At 52.3% G+C, this 15,889-nt stretch carries 14 protein-coding genes and 1 pseudogene; 9 read left to right on the top strand and 6 right to left on the bottom strand.

From position 1 onward, the window contains the following. Positions 1 to 52: 52 nt before the first annotated feature. The 3 genes from phoP to roxA all read left to right on the top strand — a co-directional run bounded on the left by phoP (position 53) and on the right by roxA (position 3,401). Positions 53 to 724 (top strand): two-component system response regulator PhoP, encoded by a 672-nt coding sequence (phoP, locus tag C2U43_RS10075; protein WP_003846709.1) that lies wholly within the window; start codon positions 53 to 55, stop codon positions 722 to 724. After that, a complete protein-coding gene (gene phoQ, locus C2U43_RS10070; RefSeq protein ID WP_008784442.1) occupies positions 724 to 2,187 on the top strand; it encodes a two-component system sensor histidine kinase PhoQ in 1,464 nt (487 codons plus the stop codon). The genes phoP and phoQ overlap by 1 nt, the downstream gene beginning before the upstream one ends. Before the next feature lie 92 nt (positions 2,188 to 2,279). Then, positions 2,280 to 3,401, top strand: coding sequence for a [50S ribosomal protein L16]-arginine 3-hydroxylase (gene roxA, locus C2U43_RS10065; RefSeq protein ID WP_003030786.1), 1,122 nt, complete (start codon positions 2,280 to 2,282; stop codon positions 3,399 to 3,401). Between the two features lie 102 nt (positions 3,402 to 3,503). Here the strand turns inward: roxA and pepT are convergent, their stop codons facing one another. Next, positions 3,504 to 4,730, bottom strand: coding sequence for a peptidase T (gene pepT, locus C2U43_RS10060; RefSeq protein WP_103285052.1), 1,227 nt, complete (start codon positions 4,728 to 4,730; stop codon positions 3,504 to 3,506). Between the two features lie 250 nt (positions 4,731 to 4,980). On the opposite strand from pepT, the gene potA reads away from it, so the two are divergent. From potA to C2U43_RS10035, 5 genes are all read left to right on the top strand, one after another. After that, complete coding sequence (potA, locus tag C2U43_RS10055) at positions 4,981 to 6,117, top strand: spermidine/putrescine ABC transporter ATP-binding protein PotA (RefSeq protein ID WP_003832287.1); 1,137 nt, start codon at positions 4,981 to 4,983, stop codon at positions 6,115 to 6,117. Continuing rightward, entirely contained in the window at positions 6,101 to 6,958 is an 858-nt protein-coding gene (potB, locus tag C2U43_RS10050; protein WP_103285051.1) for a spermidine/putrescine ABC transporter permease PotB, read from the top strand. The genes potA and potB overlap by 17 nt, the downstream gene beginning before the upstream one ends. Next, on the top strand, positions 6,955 to 7,734 hold the full coding sequence (potC, locus tag C2U43_RS10045) for a spermidine/putrescine ABC transporter permease PotC (RefSeq protein WP_003030794.1): 780 nt from the start codon (positions 6,955 to 6,957) through the stop codon (positions 7,732 to 7,734). Before potB ends, potC begins: the two co-directional genes overlap by 4 nt. 27 nt (positions 7,735 to 7,761) lie before the next feature. After that, positions 7,762 to 8,808: a spermidine/putrescine ABC transporter substrate-binding protein PotD gene (gene potD, locus C2U43_RS10040; protein WP_003030797.1), complete on the top strand. Its 1,047-nt coding sequence runs from the start codon at positions 7,762 to 7,764 to the stop codon at positions 8,806 to 8,808. A 137-nt stretch (positions 8,809 to 8,945) separates the two neighbouring features. Next, positions 8,946 to 9,452, top strand: a complete 507-nt coding sequence (locus C2U43_RS10035) for a methyltransferase family protein (RefSeq protein WP_008784438.1) — start codon at positions 8,946 to 8,948, stop codon at positions 9,450 to 9,452. Between the two features lie 21 nt (positions 9,453 to 9,473). On the opposite strand, the gene cobB is transcribed toward C2U43_RS10035, so the two are convergent. From cobB to lolC, 5 genes are all read right to left on the bottom strand, one after another. Next, entirely contained in the window at positions 9,474 to 10,295 is an 822-nt protein-coding gene (gene cobB, locus C2U43_RS10030) for a Sir2 family NAD+-dependent deacetylase (protein WP_003832281.1), read from the bottom strand. Positions 10,296 to 10,310: 15 nt separating this feature from the next. Continuing rightward, positions 10,311 to 11,222 (bottom strand): N-acetylglucosamine kinase, encoded by a 912-nt coding sequence (gene nagK, locus C2U43_RS10025; protein ID WP_020996481.1) that lies wholly within the window; start codon positions 11,220 to 11,222, stop codon positions 10,311 to 10,313. 89 nt (positions 11,223 to 11,311) lie between these two features. Beyond that, positions 11,312 to 12,556, bottom strand: coding sequence for a lipoprotein-releasing ABC transporter permease subunit LolE (gene lolE / locus C2U43_RS10020; RefSeq protein ID WP_003030804.1), 1,245 nt, complete (start codon positions 12,554 to 12,556; stop codon positions 11,312 to 11,314). Continuing rightward, positions 12,556 to 13,257, bottom strand: a complete 702-nt coding sequence (gene lolD, locus C2U43_RS10015) for a lipoprotein-releasing ABC transporter ATP-binding protein LolD (protein ID WP_003832278.1) — start codon at positions 13,255 to 13,257, stop codon at positions 12,556 to 12,558. The genes lolE and lolD overlap by 1 nt, the downstream gene beginning before the upstream one ends. Continuing rightward, positions 13,250 to 14,449: a lipoprotein-releasing ABC transporter permease subunit LolC gene (gene lolC / locus C2U43_RS10010; RefSeq protein ID WP_032934420.1), complete on the bottom strand. Its 1,200-nt coding sequence runs from the start codon at positions 14,447 to 14,449 to the stop codon at positions 13,250 to 13,252. The genes lolD and lolC overlap by 8 nt, the downstream gene beginning before the upstream one ends. A 261-nt stretch (positions 14,450 to 14,710) precedes the next feature. Here lolC and C2U43_RS10000 point away from each other — a divergent pair. Continuing rightward, a pseudogene (locus C2U43_RS10000) lies at positions 14,711 to 15,780 on the top strand (acyltransferase family protein). Positions 15,781 to 15,889: the final 109 nt, after the last annotated feature.

Raw genomic sequence — 15,889 nt, 5'->3', positions numbered from 1 at the left:
CCACATAATCAGCGTTAAACTATTCATACCATTATTTTAGGGAGAAACGATGATGCGCGTACTGGTTGTCGAGGATAATGCTTTATTACGCCACCACCTCAAGGTTCAGTTACAGGATTTAGGGCATCAGGTGGATGATGCAGAAGATGCGAAGGAAGCGGACTATTATCTGAATGAACATCTGCCGGATATCGCGATCGTTGATTTAGGACTCCCCGATGAAGATGGTTTGTCGCTGATCCGCCGCTGGCGCAGTAATGAGGTTTCGCTGCCGATTCTGGTATTAACCGCGCGCGAAGGCTGGCAGGATAAAGTGGAAGTCCTCAGCGCTGGCGCTGACGATTACGTCACCAAACCGTTTCACATCGAAGAAGTGGCTGCGCGCATGCAGGCACTGATGCGCCGCAACAGCGGTCTGGCATCGCAAATTATCTCCCTTCCGCCTTTTCAGGTGGACCTCTCTCGACGCGAGTTATCCGTCAATGATGAAGTTATCAAGCTCACTGCGTTTGAATACACCATTATGGAAACGCTCATCCGTAATAATGGCAAAGTGGTCAGTAAAGATTCGCTCATGCTGCAGCTTTACCCGGATGCCGAGCTGCGCGAAAGTCACACCATTGATGTTCTAATGGGGCGTCTGCGTAAGAAAATTCAGGCGCAATATCCGGACGACGTCATCACCACCGTGCGTGGTCAGGGATATCTTTTTGAACTGCGCTAATGAATAAACTATTGCGTCATTTTTTCCCGCTATCGCTGCGGTTGCGCTTTTTACTGGCAACTGCGGGCGTGGTGTTGGTGCTCTCGCTGGCCTACGGCATGGTTGCTCTGGTGGGCTACAGCGTCAGCTTTGATAAGACAACGTTTCGCCTGCTGCGGGGTGAAAGTAATCTGTTTTATACCCTGGCAAAGTGGGAAAACGGCAAGATAAACGTCGAGCTGCCTGAAAATCTCGATATGCAAAGCCCAACAATGTCGCTGATCTATAACGAAAGCGGTGAGTTGTTGTGGGCTCAGCGCAATGTTCCCTGGCTGACGAAAAGTATCCAACCGGACTGGCTAAAAACGAACGGTTTTCATGAAATTGAAGCCAATGTAGACGCCACCAGCACTTTACTGGGCGAAGATCACTCCGCTCAGCAGCAGTTAAAAGAAGTCAGAGAAGATGATGACGACGCCGAAATGACCCACTCCGTGGCGGTGAACGTCTACCCCGCCACCGCCAGAATGCCGCAACTGACCATTGTGGTTGTCGACACTATTCCTATAGAGCTAAAGCGCTCGTATATGGTCTGGAGCTGGTTTATTTATGTGCTGGTCGCCAATCTGTTGCTGGTCATTCCGTTGTTATGGGTGGCTGCGTGGTGGAGCCTACGGCCGATTGAATCACTGGCGCGTGAAGTCCGTGAGCTTGAGGAACATCATCGTGAGATGCTAAATCCCGCCACCACACGCGAACTGACCAGCCTGGTTCGTAATCTCAATCGGCTTTTAAAAAGCGAACGTGAGCGCTACGATAAATACCGCACCACATTAACCGATCTCACTCATAGCCTGAAAACGCCACTGGCGGTACTGCAAAGTACGTTGCGCTCAATGCGTAATGAAAAGATGAACGTCAGCGACGCAGAGCCTATCATGCTGGAACAAATCAGCCGTATTTCCCAACAGATAGGCTATTACCTGCATCGCGCCAGTATGCGTGGCAGCAGTGCCCTACTCAGTCGCGAGCTGCACCCGGTCGCGCCGTTGCTGGATAAGCTCACCTCGGCGCTGAATAAAGTGTATCAGCGTAAAGGGGTCAACATTAATCTCGATATTTCACCTGAGATCAGCTTTGTGGGCGAACAGAATGACTTTGTCGAGGTGTTGGGCAACGTCTTGGATAACGCCTGTAAATATTGTCTGGAGTTTGTCGAGATTTCGGCGCAACTGTCTGAGGATCAGCTGCATATTCTGGTCGAAGACGATGGTCCTGGTATTCCGCAAAGCAAACGGGAAGTGGTGTTTGACCGCGGACAGCGCGTAGATACACTACGTCCAGGACAAGGCGTCGGTCTGGCGGTGGCGCGAGAAATCACCGAACAGTATGACGGGCAGATTATTGCTGGTGATAGCCTGCTGGGTGGTGCGCGCATGGAAGTTATTTTTGGCCGCCAGCAGCCGGGCCAGAAAGACGAGTAATCGTCGCATGTAATAAATATGTACTGACTTCACGCTTGAGGTTAAGTATCCGTTATAATCGGTTGCAGATACCAGCCTGCGGGATGCTCACTATGGAATACCAACTCACACTTAATTGGCCCGATTTTCTTGAACGCCACTGGCAAAAACGCCCGGTGGTCTTAAAACGCGGGTTTAACAACTTTATTGATCCTCTTTCTCCTGACGAACTGGCTGGACTGGCAATGGAAAGCGAAGTCGACAGCCGACTCGTCAGCCATCAGGATGGTAAATGGCAGGTTAGCCACGGTCCCTTCGAAAGCTACGACCATCTTGGCGAGAACAACTGGTCTTTGCTGGTGCAGGCGGTCAACCACTGGCACGAACCTACCGCCGCGCTGATGCGCCCGTTCCGTGAATTACCGGACTGGCGTATCGACGATCTGATGATTTCTTTCTCTGTACCCGGTGGCGGCGTTGGCCCGCACCTGGATCAGTACGATGTATTTATCATTCAGGGAACCGGTCGTCGTCGCTGGCGCGTAGGCGAAAAGCTGCAGTTGAAGCAGCACTGCCCTCACCCGGATCTCCTTCAGGTCGACCCGTTTGAAGCTATCATCGATGAAGAGCTGGAACCCGGCGATATCCTGTACATTCCACCGGGATTCCCGCACGAAGGCTATGCGTTAGAAAACGCGATGAACTATTCGGTTGGCTTCCGTGCGCCAAACACTCGCGAGCTGATCAGCGGCTTCGCCGATTACGTTTTACAACGCGAACTGGGCAGCACCTATTACAGCGATCCTGATCTGCCACCGCGCGATCATCCGGCAGATGTTCTGCCGCAGGAAATGGACAAGCTGCGCGAAATGATGCTGGGCCTGATTAATCAGCCAGAACATTTCCAGCAGTGGTTTGGCGAGTTTATTTCTCAGTCTCGTCATGAGCTGGATATTGCCCCGCCGGAGCCACCGTATCAGCCAGACGAAATTTATGATGCCCTGAAACAAGGTGATGTGTTAGTGCGTCTGGGCGGATTGCGCGTATTGCGCATTGGCGACGACGTCTACGCTAACGGTGAGAAAATTGATTCACCGCATCGTCCTGCGCTGGAAGCGCTGGCCAGTCATATTGTGCTGACGGCTGAGAACTTTGAGGATGCGCTGGAAGATCCTTCTTTCCTTGCCATGCTTGCCGCGCTGGTCAACAGCGGGTACTGGTTCTTCGAAGGGTAATGCGGACTGTGCCTGATGCGACGCCATGCGTCTTATCAGGCCTACTGGAGTGAAATATTGTAGGCCGGATAAGCAAAGCGCCATCCGGCAACTACACATATTTTATTTTTGTTTCGCGGCCAATTCAGCAATACGCACAATCACCTGCACCGCTTTTTCCATTCCTTCCAGGGTTACAAACTCATGCTTGCCATGATAGTTGTAGCCGCCGGTGAACAGATTCGGACACGGTAATCCCATAAATGACAGCTGTGCGCCGTCAGTGCCGCCACGGATTGGTTTCAGCACCGGCTCAATATCGCAATTGCGCATCGCCTGCTGGGCGATATCCAGCACGTGCGGATGCTCAATCACTTTTTCGCGCATATTGTAGTAACTGTCTTCAATCACCAGTTCGATATAGCAGTCCGGGTGTAACCCTTTGCCAACCTTCTTGGCGATATCCATGATCTTGCGTTTACGCGCTTCAAACTGCTTACGGTCAAAATCACGAATAATGTAGTGCATATCCGCCCGATCGACCGTCCCTTTCATGCTCGCCAGATGATAAAAGCCTTCGTAGCCTTCCGTCTTTTCAGGGCTTTCATCTGCCGGAACCTCAGCGTGAATACGCGCCGCCAGCGACAGCGCATTCACCATCACCCCTTTTGCGGTGCCGGGATGCACATTGTTGCCAACAATTTTGATATTGACCGACGCGGCGTTGAAGTTTTCAAACTCCAACTCACCTACGCCACCACCGTCAACGGTATAGGCCCACTGCGCATCGAATGCCGCAACATCAAAATGCTTCGCCCCTTTACCCACTTCTTCGTCCGGCGTAAAGGCCACGCGGATATCACCGTGCGGAATATTTTTTTGGATAAGCACAGCCAGTGCGGTCATGATTTCCGCCACGCCTGCTTTATCATCCGCGCCCAGCAACGTTTTACCGTCTGTGGTGATCAGCGTCTGACCCAGAAGTTGATGCAGCACCGGGAACATCACCGGCGATAAAACTTCATCACCAATGCCTAACGCAATATCGCCACCGCGATAGTTTTCAACGATTTGCGGATTGACATTTTTACCGCTGAAATCCGGTGAGGTATCCACATGGGAAATAAAGCCGATCGCAGGAATATTGCCAGCAACGTTCGCGGGTAACGTTGCCATCAGCGTGCCTTTTTCGCTCAGTGAAATATTAACCAGCCCCATCTCTTCGAGCTGTTGTTTGAGCAGTTGTAATAATTTCCACTGTCCTTCGGTGCTGGGTACCTGCCGCACGCCCGATTTTGATTGGGTGTCCAGCGACACGTAGTGTAAAAAACGCTCAAGTAGTTTATCCATGCAGTCACCCTCACTTTTTGTGACAACATTATCAATAAGCAACAAAAGACAAATATTGCGTCAGGTCACTTTTATCCCCGCAAGTGAGAATATTTCGCCCTGACATCCCCTCTGACTATAGGGCTAAGTCAGTAATTCGCAACAAGGATTGGCGATTACAATGGTTTGCCGTAGAATAACGGCCCTCATTAAGAGTCATCAAGGTGGTTAACCACAAACCCCGCATCGGTCAGCCATCCGTTGCGTTTACATGGGACAGAGTAAAAAATTGAATAAACAACCGCGTTCGCTTTCTCCACTGGTGCAATTAGCGGGAATTCGCAAAAGTTTCGATGGCAAAGAGGTGATTTCCAGCCTGGATTTGACCATCAATAATGGCGAGTTTCTTACGCTGCTTGGCCCCTCTGGCTGCGGTAAAACAACCGTTCTTCGCCTGATTGCCGGTCTGGAAACGGTTGATTCCGGTCATATTTTGTTGGACAATGAGGACATCACTCACGTTCCAGCGGAAAATCGCTACGTGAATACCGTCTTCCAAAGCTATGCGCTATTCCCCCACATGACTGTGTTTGAAAATGTGGCCTTTGGTTTGCGCATGCAAAAAACGCCCGCAGCCGACATTTCTCCTCGCGTTACCGAAGCCCTGCGCATGGTGCAACTGGAAGAGTTCGCCCAGAGAAAACCGCATCAACTTTCCGGCGGACAGCAGCAGCGCGTAGCGATTGCCCGAGCAGTAGTCAACAAACCCCGCTTACTCTTGTTAGATGAATCCCTCTCTGCGCTGGACTACAAACTGCGTAAGCAGATGCAGAATGAACTGAAAGCACTGCAGCGTAAGCTTGGTATCACTTTTGTCTTTGTCACACACGATCAGGAAGAAGCGCTGACTATGTCTGACCGCATCGTGGTGATGCGCGATGGTAAGATTGAGCAGGACGGTACGCCGCGCGAAATCTACGAAGAGCCAAAGAATCTGTTTGTCGCCGGGTTTATCGGTGAGATCAATATGTTTAACGCCACGGTGATTGAACGTCTGGATGAACAGCGTGTTCGTGCTAACGTTGAAGGCCGCGAGTGCAATATTTATGTCAACTTCGCGGTAGTTCCCGGACAAAAGCTGCACGTCCTGTTACGCCCTGAAGATTTGCGCGTTGATGAAATCAACGATGATAATCATATCGAAGGCCTGATCGGCTACGTGCGTGAACGCAACTACAAAGGCATGACGCTGGAGTCGGTTGTGGAACTGGAAAATGGCAAGATGGTGATGGTCAGCGAATTCTTCAACGAAGACGATCCTGACTTTGACCACTCGCTCGACCAGAAAATGGCAATTAACTGGGTAGAAAGCTGGGAGGTCGTACTGGCTGATGAAGAGCACAAGTAAATTCCAGAATGTGGTGATCTTCACCATTGTCGGTTGGCTTGTGTTATTTGTCTTTCTGCCCAACCTGATGATCATCGGCACCAGCTTTTTGACCCGTGACGACGCCAATTTCGTCAAAATGGTCTTTACGCTGGAGAACTATACGCGCCTGCTCGATCCGCTCTATTTTGAGGTACTGGTTCACTCCCTCAATATGGCGCTGATTGCCACGCTCGCCTGTCTGGTACTCGGCTACCCGTTTGCCTGGTTTTTGGTGAAACTGCCGGAAAAAGTACGCCCGCTGCTGCTGTTCCTGCTGATTGTTCCGTTCTGGACCAATTCCCTTATTCGCATCTACGGACTCAAAATTTTCCTCAGCACCAAAGGCTATCTCAACGAGTTTCTGTTATGGCTCGGCGTTATCGATACACCCATTCGCATTATGTTTACTCCCAGCGCGGTGATTATCGGGCTGGTATACATCCTGCTGCCGTTTATGGTGATGCCGCTCTATTCCAGCATTGAAAAGCTCGATAAACCGCTGCTGGAAGCCGCACGCGATTTAGGCGCCAGTAAGCTTCAGACCTTCACCCGCATCATTATTCCGTTGACGATGCCGGGGATTATCGCCGGATGCCTGCTGGTCATGCTGCCCGCAATGGGGCTGTTTTACGTTTCCGACTTAATGGGCGGCGCGAAAAACCTGCTGATTGGTAACGTAATTAAAGTTCAGTTCCTGAACATCCGCGACTGGCCGTTTGGTGCAGCCACCAGCATTACACTGACCATCGTGATGGGTCTGATGCTGCTGATCTACTGGCGCGCCTCCCGCTTACTGAACAAGAAGGTGGAACTCGAATGATCGGTCGACTGCTTCGCGGCGGTTTTATGACCGCTATCTACGCGTATCTGTATATTCCAATCATCATTCTGATTGTGAACTCCTTTAACAGTTCGCGCTTTGGCATCAACTGGCAGGGTTTTACTACTAAATGGTACGGCCTGCTGATGAATAACGACAGCCTGTTGCAGGCGGCGCAGCACTCGCTGACGATGGCGGTGCTATCCGCCACCTTTGCCACCTTGATCGGCTCACTCACTGCGGTTGCGCTGTACCGTTACCGTTTTCGCGGTAAACCGTTCGTCAGTGGCATGCTGTTCGTGGTGATGATGTCGCCGGATATTGTGATGGCAATATCTCTGCTGGTGCTGTTTATGCTGATCGGCATTCAACTGGGCTTCTGGTCGCTGCTGTTCTCGCATATCACTTTTTGTCTGCCTTTTGTGGTGGTGACGGTTTACTCTCGCCTGAAAGGTTTTGATGTCCGCATGCTTGAGGCGGCTAAAGATTTGGGTGCCAGCGAAGTAACTATTCTGCGCAAGATAATACTGCCACTGGCTATGCCTGCGGTGGCTGCGGGTTGGTTGCTGAGTTTTACGCTGTCGATGGATGATGTTGTTGTTTCATCTTTCGTCACCGGACCGGGTTATGAAATTTTGCCATTAAAAATCTACTCAATGGTTAAAGTCGGCGTATCACCAGAGGTGAACGCGCTGGCGACCATTTTGTTGGTTCTGTCGCTGGTTATGGTGATTGCCAGCCAGCTTATTGCACGTGATAAAACCAAGGGCCGCTAAGGCCCTTAATTCAGGGGACGTTAAATGATGAAAAAATGGTCACGCCACCTGCTCGCGGCGGGTGCTCTGGCACTGGGCATGAGCGCCGCTCACGCGAATGACAACAACACGCTCTATTTCTATAACTGGACTGAATACGTCCCACCGGGTCTGCTGGAACAGTTCACCAAAGAAACCGGCATTAAGGTTATCTATTCGACCTACGAGTCGAATGAAACCATGTACGCCAAGCTCAAAACCTATAAAGACGGCGCATACGATTTGGTGGTTCCGTCCACCTATTACGTCGATAAAATGCGTAAAGAAGGCATGATCCAGAAGATCGACAAGTCGACGTTGACCAACTTCCACAACCTCGATCCGGAAATGCTCAACAAGCCGTTTGACCCAAACAATGACTACTCCATCCCGTATATCTGGGGTGCAACGGCCATTGGCGTCAACAGCGATGCTATCGATCCGAAAACCGTCACCAGTTGGGCCGATCTGTGGAAGCCGGAGTACAAAGGCAGTCTGCTGTTAACGGATGATGCGCGAGAAGTGTTCCAGATGGCGCTGCGCAAGCTGGGATATTCCGGCAATACCACCGATCCTAAAGAGATTGAAGCCGCCTATAACGAGTTGAAGAAGCTGATGCCTAACGTTGCGGCATTTAACTCTGACAACCCGGCCAACCCGTATATGGAAGGCGAAGTTAATCTGGGGATGGTATGGAACGGCTCCGCGTATGTTGCGCGTCAGGCGGGCACACCGTTGGAAGTGGTATGGCCGAAAGAAGGTGGCATTTTCTGGATGGACAGCCTGTCTATTCCGGCTAACGCGAAAAACAAAGAAGGTGCGCTGAAGCTGATTAACTTCCTGCTGCGCCCGGACGTCGCGAAAGAAGTCGCAGAAACTATCGGTTACCCGACGCCGAACCTGGCAGCACGCAAGCTGTTAAGTCCTGAGGTCGCGAACGACAAAACGCTCTACCCTGACGCGGAAACCATCAACAAAGGGGAATGGCAAAACGATGTCGGTTCCGCCAGCGCTATCTACGAAGAGTATTATCAGAAGCTAAAAGCAGGACGCTAATACTCGTGCAACCCGGCAGGCGTCGCTGCGCCGGGTTGCTACCTGCCAATCCCTACTTTTTACGCCTTTCGGCTGATTCCCGCTCCCCAGTTTCTGGCTATGCTTACAGTATTCCAGGCCGGCTTCTGAGGCTTCCAATGACAACGCTCTGGCTGCTACTTGAGTTGGCTAATCTGATCGTATTTACGCTGGTGATTCTCCCACGTAAGCAGCCGGTAAACGCTCGTCCTTTGCTGCCTGTCACCGCAACCCGCCTGCTACGGCTCACCTTTTTAATACCGATCCTGGTTTTTGGTTATAGCCTGTTTTTCAGTCATCAGATTGGTCCGGTGGAGTGGGGATGTCTGATTTTGGCGATCGTAGGTAACGCGCTGGTCATCAAAGGAAAATGGGATTTGGGGGAGAGCCACACATGGACAGGCTACTATTTACCTCGTGCAAAAAGGGTTACGCGCGGCATTTTTGCCTGGATTGCGCACCCCATGTATACCGGAATTATTCTGGTGATTATCTCGTGCAGCCTGGTTTACATTACCCGACTACCCATATGGCTGAGCGCACTGGGGCTGATCTGTTGTTTTTACATCGTTGGATTTTTGATTATGGCGGCCCTGCGTGAGGACCGCCAGCTTGTACAGGCTTAAACAGTATTATCCGGATAGCCGTTACAGCCCTTTCAATAACTTCTCAACGAACTCAGGCACTACCTGGCTTGCCGGACCGTAATACTTCTCTTCAAACTCACTGCCTACCTGGCTCGGTTCGAGATTGAGTTCTACCGTATGTGCCCCATGCAGCCGCGCCTCATGCACAAAACCCGCTGCCGGATAAACATGTCCCGATGTGCCAATCGCAATGAACACATCTGCCATTGCCAGTGCCATATAAATTTCATCCATACCCAGCGGCATTTCACCAAACCACACTACGTGTGGTCGCAGCGGTGCCGGAAACTGGCAGCAATGACATTTATCTTCCGGTGTCACATCGCCCGTCCATTCCAGAATCTGCCCGCTTTGCGAACAGCGAACTTTGAGCAACTCGCCGTGCATATGGATAACGTTCTGGCTGCCCGCACGCTCATGCAGATTATCAATGTTCTGCGTCACCAGTAAAAAACGATCGCCCAGCTCGGCTTCGAGTTTTGCCAGTGCGATATGCGCCGCGTTGGGTTGGATTTCAGGCTGCTGCAACTGATGGCGACGGGCGTTATAAAACGACTGAACCAGTTCCGGGTTTCGACTAAATCCTTCCGGAGTTGCAACGTCCTCTACCCGATGTTCTTCCCAGAGACCATCCGCCGCGCGGAATGTTCGAATTCCTGACTCAGCGGAGATTCCCGCTCCAGTCAGTACCAGCACTCTTGGTTTTTCCATCAATTCAGGCACCACTCTGTCTCTGAAAAAGATTCGTTGACGCAGGCGATCGCGCAAATGGCGTTTATTTTTACGAAAGCGGCTTAACCGATGACCCCGACGCGACAGCATAACAACCTCTTTGTATTAATCGGTAAGATGTAGGAAAGCAGCCCCGCGCATCCCGCCGGCATCACCGTGCCGTGCCTGCTCAATACGCGGTACCCGGGCAACCGGCAGCAGATGACGTGGCAGTCGATCCGCCAGTTGCGTCGTAATAGCGGTAAAATTCGACAAGCCTCCGCCAATCACCACCAAATCAGGATCGACGATAGTCAGGATATTCCCAAGACACACCGCCAGCAAATCCAGATAGCGTTCAACGTGGGCACGCGCGTGTTCATCACCCTGCTCCCACAGCGCGATAATTTCGCGGGCATCCAGCGGTTGATGGTAGTAATGCTGATACAACCACGCAAATCCACCGCCGGAAAGATAGCTTTCGATGCATCCCAGTTGACCGCATCCGCAGCGGCGCAGCGGGAAATCAAAGCCCATCAGCGTCAGCGCATCGACCGGCAAACGAATATGACCAAACTCACCGGTGATATAGCTGCGTCCGGTGATGGATTTCCCGTTAAGCACCAGGCCGCCGCCGACGCCCGTACCGAGGATCAACCCCATCACCAGCGGATATTGGGTGAACTCGTCATCCCAGGCTTCGGAGAGAGCAAAACAGTTCGCATCGTTATCCAGACGCACATCGCGGTCAAGGCGAGCGCTGAGATCGGCGCGGAGCGGTTTGCCACTGGCGGCAGGAACATTGGCCGCGTACAGCGTGCCGTCTTCGGTTTCCGGCATGCCCGGAATGCCGATGCCTACCGAACCTTTGATGCCGAACCGCTGATCCGCTTCCGTCACCAGATTGCAGACCGCATCAAGGAAAGCGTCGTAGCTGTCGCGAGGCGTAGGAACGCGAGTTTCCCATTGCAGACGACGTTGCTTATCAAACACGCCCAGCGCAATTTTGGTCCCGCCGATGTCAAATCCGTAATACATCACCGCTCCTTGATACACGTCATCCTTCAAGATGCCTCTGCGTTGGCTACGCCTTGATGCAGCATGAATGCTGTCGTGTATTATTGTTGTTATTGGCCGCTAAGTACTCTCGCAGGATCAATATTGCTGGCGCGACGCGCCGGATACCAACTTGCCAAAAGACTCAGCACGAGTGCTGTCACCAGCACGTAAATCACATCCAGCCAGTGTAATTCCGATGGCAGGAAGTCAATGAAATAGATATCGCCGGACAGGAACTGATGGCCGATAAGCGCCTCAATCCCGTTTATGATCGGCGTCAGTTGCAACGAGACAACCACCCCGATGACGACGCCTATCAGGCTACCGAACAGACCCGCCAGCAGGCCGTACCAGACAAAAATGGCACGGATCAACCCATCTTTCGCCCCGAGTGTTCTTAATACCGCAATATCGCCGCTTTTGTCTTTTACCGCCATCACTAACGTGGAAACGATATTAAAACAGGCCACGCCAATCACCAGCACCATAGCCAGATACATAATGGCGCGGATCATCTGAATATCGCGGTACATATAGCCGTAGGTGCCAATCCAGCTCTTGATGTAAACATAGTTATTGGTGACTTCACCCGCGTCTCGCACCAGCTTATTGGCGTTAAACACGTCGTTAACCTTCAGCGCGATCCCGGAAACGCTGGTTCCCATATCCAGATATTGCTGGGCATCTTCCATTGGGATCATGGCAAAGCTGTGATCGAGCTGACCGCTCAGTTGCAGGATCCCCGTCACGTGCAAACGCACGCGTTTAGGCTGCTGTAGCTTATGATCCGCACTGGCGTTAGGGATCATAATCGACACCCAGTCACCCTGCTTCACCTTCAGCGCATCGGCAATACCCTTACCAATGATGATTTGTTGTTCACCGGCTTTAAAATTATCCCAGGCGTGGTTTTGCACAAAGGATGGCAACGCGCTTAAACGCTGTTCCTGTTTCGGGTCTACGCCCTTCACCTGCACCGCGCGTAAGTTCGCCCCGCTCTCCACCAGTCCGGTAAAGTTGATATAAGGCGCCGCGGCGACAATACCCGGCACTTTTTGTACCTTGTCGAGCGCTTCCTGCCAGTTATTCCACGGCTGATTTACGGCTTCAATCTCTCCGTGTGGGACTACGGCCAGAATACGGTTGTTCAGCTCACGCTCAAATCCGTTCATGGCACTTAAACCGACGATCAACACCGCCACACCCAACGCGATGCCAACGGTAGATATCACCGAAATTAACGAAACCATACCGCCGCGCCGCCGACCACGGCTAAAGCGCAGACCAATCAATAACGATAAAGGCGAAGCCATTACTCAGCTCCCATCAGGCTCAGTTCAGCCGTCAGGCGACCATCGCGCATTTCAAGCTGGCGACTCATCCGCTTCGCCAGTTGCAGATCGTGCGTCACCACCAGAAATGCCGTGCCCTGAGAGCGGTTCAGCTCACCCAGAAGCTCGAAAATGCTGTCCGCGTTACGCGCATCCAGGTTACCCGTTGGCTCATCCGCCAGGACCAGACGCGGGTTATTCACCAGCGCACGCGCGATGGCCACCCGCTGGCGTTCGCCGCCAGACAGTTCAGACGGGCGATGACTGGCACGATGATCCAGCCCTACCGCTTTCAGCATATCCCGTGCGCGCTCGGTGATTTCAGCCGGTTTTTTCTTGCCGATCAGCAGCGGCATCGCTACGTTTTCCAGCGCGGTAAAATCCGGCAGCAAATGGTGGAACTGGTAAATAAAGCCCAGCTTCTGATTGCGCAGTTCCGCTTTCGCCGCCGACGAGAGCTTGCTCATTGGCTGACCGCTAAAAATGACGTCGCCGGAAGTCGGGGTATCCAACCCACCTAACAGATGCAGCAACGTACTCTTGCCGGAGCCTGAGCTGCCGACAATCGCCATCATCTCACCTTCGCCGACGCAAAAACTGACATCGTGCAGTACATCGGTCTGCACAGTGCCTTCCTGATAGCGTTTGCACAGGTTGTCGCATTGCAACAGGATCTTATTCATAACGTAAAGCCTCAGCGGGTTGAGTGGCGGCAGCGCGCCAGGAAGGATAAAGCGTAGACAGCAGCGCGATGGCCATCGCCACCAGCGCAATGACGATAACCTGCAGCGGCTCGATAGCGACCGGCAGCGCAGCGCCATCCAGCAGCACACCAATAATTGGCATCAGATTGTTCAGTTGGCTGGCGAGCAAGGCACCCAGTACAGCGCCCAGCAGCGCGCCAATCACCCCGGCACTGGCCCCCTGAACCATAAACACCATCATTATCTGCCGCGGCGTTAGCCCCTGCGTTTGTAAAATCGCCACTTCCCCTTGCTTCTCCATTACCATCAGACCCAGCGAGGTAATAATATTAAAAGCCGCCACCGCCACGATCAGGCTAAGCAGCAGCCCCATCATGTTCTTTTCCATGCGCACGGCCTGGAACAGTTCCCCTTTGCGCTCGCGCCAGTCCTGCCATTTGGTGCCCTGCGGCAGCGTTTGCTGGCTCAGCGTGTCAACTTTTAACGGTTCGTTCAGCCACAGACGCCAGCCAGTGATATTACCCACCGGATAACGCATCAGACGCGAGGCATCCTGAATGTTGGTCAGCATCTGGTAGCCATCGACTTCGCTGTTGGCGGCGAAAGTGCCAATCACCGTAAACAAACGCTGGCTCGGCAAACGCCCCATCGGCGTAAACTGGCTGGCCGAGGGCACCATCACACGGATTTGATCGCCACGGTTCACGCCCAACTGCCCGGCAAGCTGCTCGCCGAGGATGACATTATACTTACCCGGTTGCAGATCTGTTTGCTTCACATTGACCAGATACGGCGTTAACGGATCTTTTTGCGCCGGATCGATACCGAGCATCACGCCGACCGCCACGCTACGCGCACTTTGCAGCACCACATCTCCCGTAGTTATGGGTGCAACGCGGTTGACGCCGTTCAACACCACCGCTTTTTCCGGCAGTTGTTGCGGGTTGAGGGAACCCTGTTCAGACGAGAGTACGGCCTGAGGCATCAGGCCAAGAATATTGTTTTGCAGCTCGCGCTCGAAACCGTTCATCACCGACAACACCGTGACCAGCGCCATTACCCCGAGAGTAATGCCTATGGTGGAGAGCCAGGAAACGAAGCGACCGAAGCGATCTGCTGCACGCCCACGCATATAACGCAGGCCGATGAATAGAGCGACAGGTTGGTACATGAAATCCGTCTGGTTGCTGTTAGCAAAGTCACGAGTATATAAGCGAAAGCGGAATGGGTAAATGACTGAACCGTAAGTGTTCGTCAGCACTATTCCTAAAAGTATAAATAAATCAATTCGCTAAAGTTGTCCCTCTACCCTTCAGCCCGGGTCCCTGATCTTTATCTTAAAAAAACAAAATGCAGACAGTTACGCATTACAGCGCACAGCGGGTTGCGCAGGATGGCAGGCTATAGCCAACAATATGGATACGCCGTCTCGATGAAGAAAAAAGAACTATGGATTAATCAAATCAAATCAAAGGGTTATGTATTTGTCTGGTGGTGATTTACCACTCGGTAATCACGTTTTACCCGCACCTCACTACTTTTCAGCATCCGCTTTCAGAGCTGCTGAGCAAATGCTGGATTTACCTCAATTTGTACCTGGCGCCGTTTCGCATGCCGGTCTTTTTCTTTATTTCGGGGTATCTGATCCGTCGCTACATTGATAGCGTCCCGTGGACCACCTGCGTGGATAAGCGGATCTGGAACATTGCCTGGGTGCTGGTGCTTTGGGGAGTGGTGCAATGGCTGGCGTTAGTCGCGCTCAATAACTGGCTGGCCCCACAGCGCGATCTGAGTCATGCCGCCAACGCCGCGTATGCCGATTCGATCGCGGGTTTTACCCACGGAATGCTGACCGCCAGCACCAGCTTGTGGTATCTGTACGCGCTGATTGTCTATTTTGTTCTGTGTAAGATTTTCAGCCGCTGGGCAGTGCCGCTGTTGGCGTTATTTGTGGTGCTGAGCGTGGCGATCAATTTTGTCCCGACGCCGTGGTGGGGAATGAACAGCGTGATTCGCAATCTGCCCTGGTACAGCCTCGGTGCATGGTTTGGCGCAACGCTGATGGTGTGGATCAAGGAGGTGCCCCTGCGCCGCCATGCAGTCATTGTTCTGGTTAGCGCAATCGCCGCCGTCGTCGCGTGGCTGGCAAATGTCTCACTATTACTTTCTCTGCTTTCCATTGTGCTGATCATGAAGCTGTTTTATCAATTTGAGTTGCGCTTTGGTATGCGTGAGTCCGGCCCGTTAAGCGTGATTGGTGCCAATACCATCGCCATCTACACCACCCACCGTATTCTGGTTGAGCTGTTCAGCTTAACGCTAATCCCCAAAATCAATCATACCGCCTGGCCTGCATATGCGGAGCTGGCCCTGCTGCTGGTGTATCCGTTCGCCTGCCTGCTACTGTGCACCTTGTTTGGCCTGTTGGTACGTAAAATTTCACAAAAAACAGTGGCCGACCTGCTCTTTTCCCCGCCTTCTTTATCGGCTGTCTCGCGCTAACCCCTACGCGCTTTTTGCCCCCATCAGGGGGCGAATCAATTTGCTTATGAGAAACGATCACGGATAATAAAGAACATTGCTTATCAGATGTATATCTAAACGAGATCCT

It is taken from the genome of Citrobacter freundii complex sp. CFNIH9, assembly GCF_002903305.1.
GTDB classification, from domain to species: Bacteria; Pseudomonadota; Gammaproteobacteria; order Enterobacterales; family Enterobacteriaceae; genus Citrobacter; species Citrobacter portucalensis.
Note: the sequence above shows the minus strand (reverse complement) of the source record. Positions and strands in the feature narration are given on the sequence as shown.

Bases quoted from the DNA above. Each gene is read 5' to 3' on its own strand.
- phoP (WP_003846709.1), top strand. From the start codon at position 53: ATGCGCGTACTGGTTGTCGAGGATAATGCTTTATTACGCCACCACCTC.
- phoQ (WP_008784442.1), top strand. From the start codon at position 724: ATGAATAAACTATTGCGTCATTTTTTCCCGCTATCGCTGCGGTTGCGC.
- roxA (WP_003030786.1), top strand. From the start codon at position 2,280: ATGGAATACCAACTCACACTTAATTGGCCCGATTTTCTTGAACGCCAC.
- pepT (WP_103285052.1), bottom strand. From the start codon at position 4,730: ATGGATAAACTACTTGAGCGTTTTTTACACTACGTGTCGCTGGACACC.
- potA (WP_003832287.1), top strand. From the start codon at position 4,981: ATGGGACAGAGTAAAAAATTGAATAAACAACCGCGTTCGCTTTCTCCA.
- potB (WP_103285051.1), top strand. From the start codon at position 6,101: ATGAAGAGCACAAGTAAATTCCAGAATGTGGTGATCTTCACCATTGTC.
- potC (WP_003030794.1), top strand. From the start codon at position 6,955: ATGATCGGTCGACTGCTTCGCGGCGGTTTTATGACCGCTATCTACGCG.
- potD (WP_003030797.1), top strand. From the start codon at position 7,762: ATGAAAAAATGGTCACGCCACCTGCTCGCGGCGGGTGCTCTGGCACTG.
- C2U43_RS10035 (WP_008784438.1), top strand. From the start codon at position 8,946: ATGACAACGCTCTGGCTGCTACTTGAGTTGGCTAATCTGATCGTATTT.
- cobB (WP_003832281.1), bottom strand. From the start codon at position 10,295: ATGCTGTCGCGTCGGGGTCATCGGTTAAGCCGCTTTCGTAAAAATAAA.
- nagK (WP_020996481.1), bottom strand. From the start codon at position 11,222: ATGTATTACGGATTTGACATCGGCGGGACCAAAATTGCGCTGGGCGTG.
- lolE (WP_003030804.1), bottom strand. From the start codon at position 12,556: ATGGCTTCGCCTTTATCGTTATTGATTGGTCTGCGCTTTAGCCGTGGT.
- lolD (WP_003832278.1), bottom strand. From the start codon at position 13,257: ATGAATAAGATCCTGTTGCAATGCGACAACCTGTGCAAACGCTATCAG.
- lolC (WP_032934420.1), bottom strand. From the start codon at position 14,449: ATGTACCAACCTGTCGCTCTATTCATCGGCCTGCGTTATATGCGTGGG.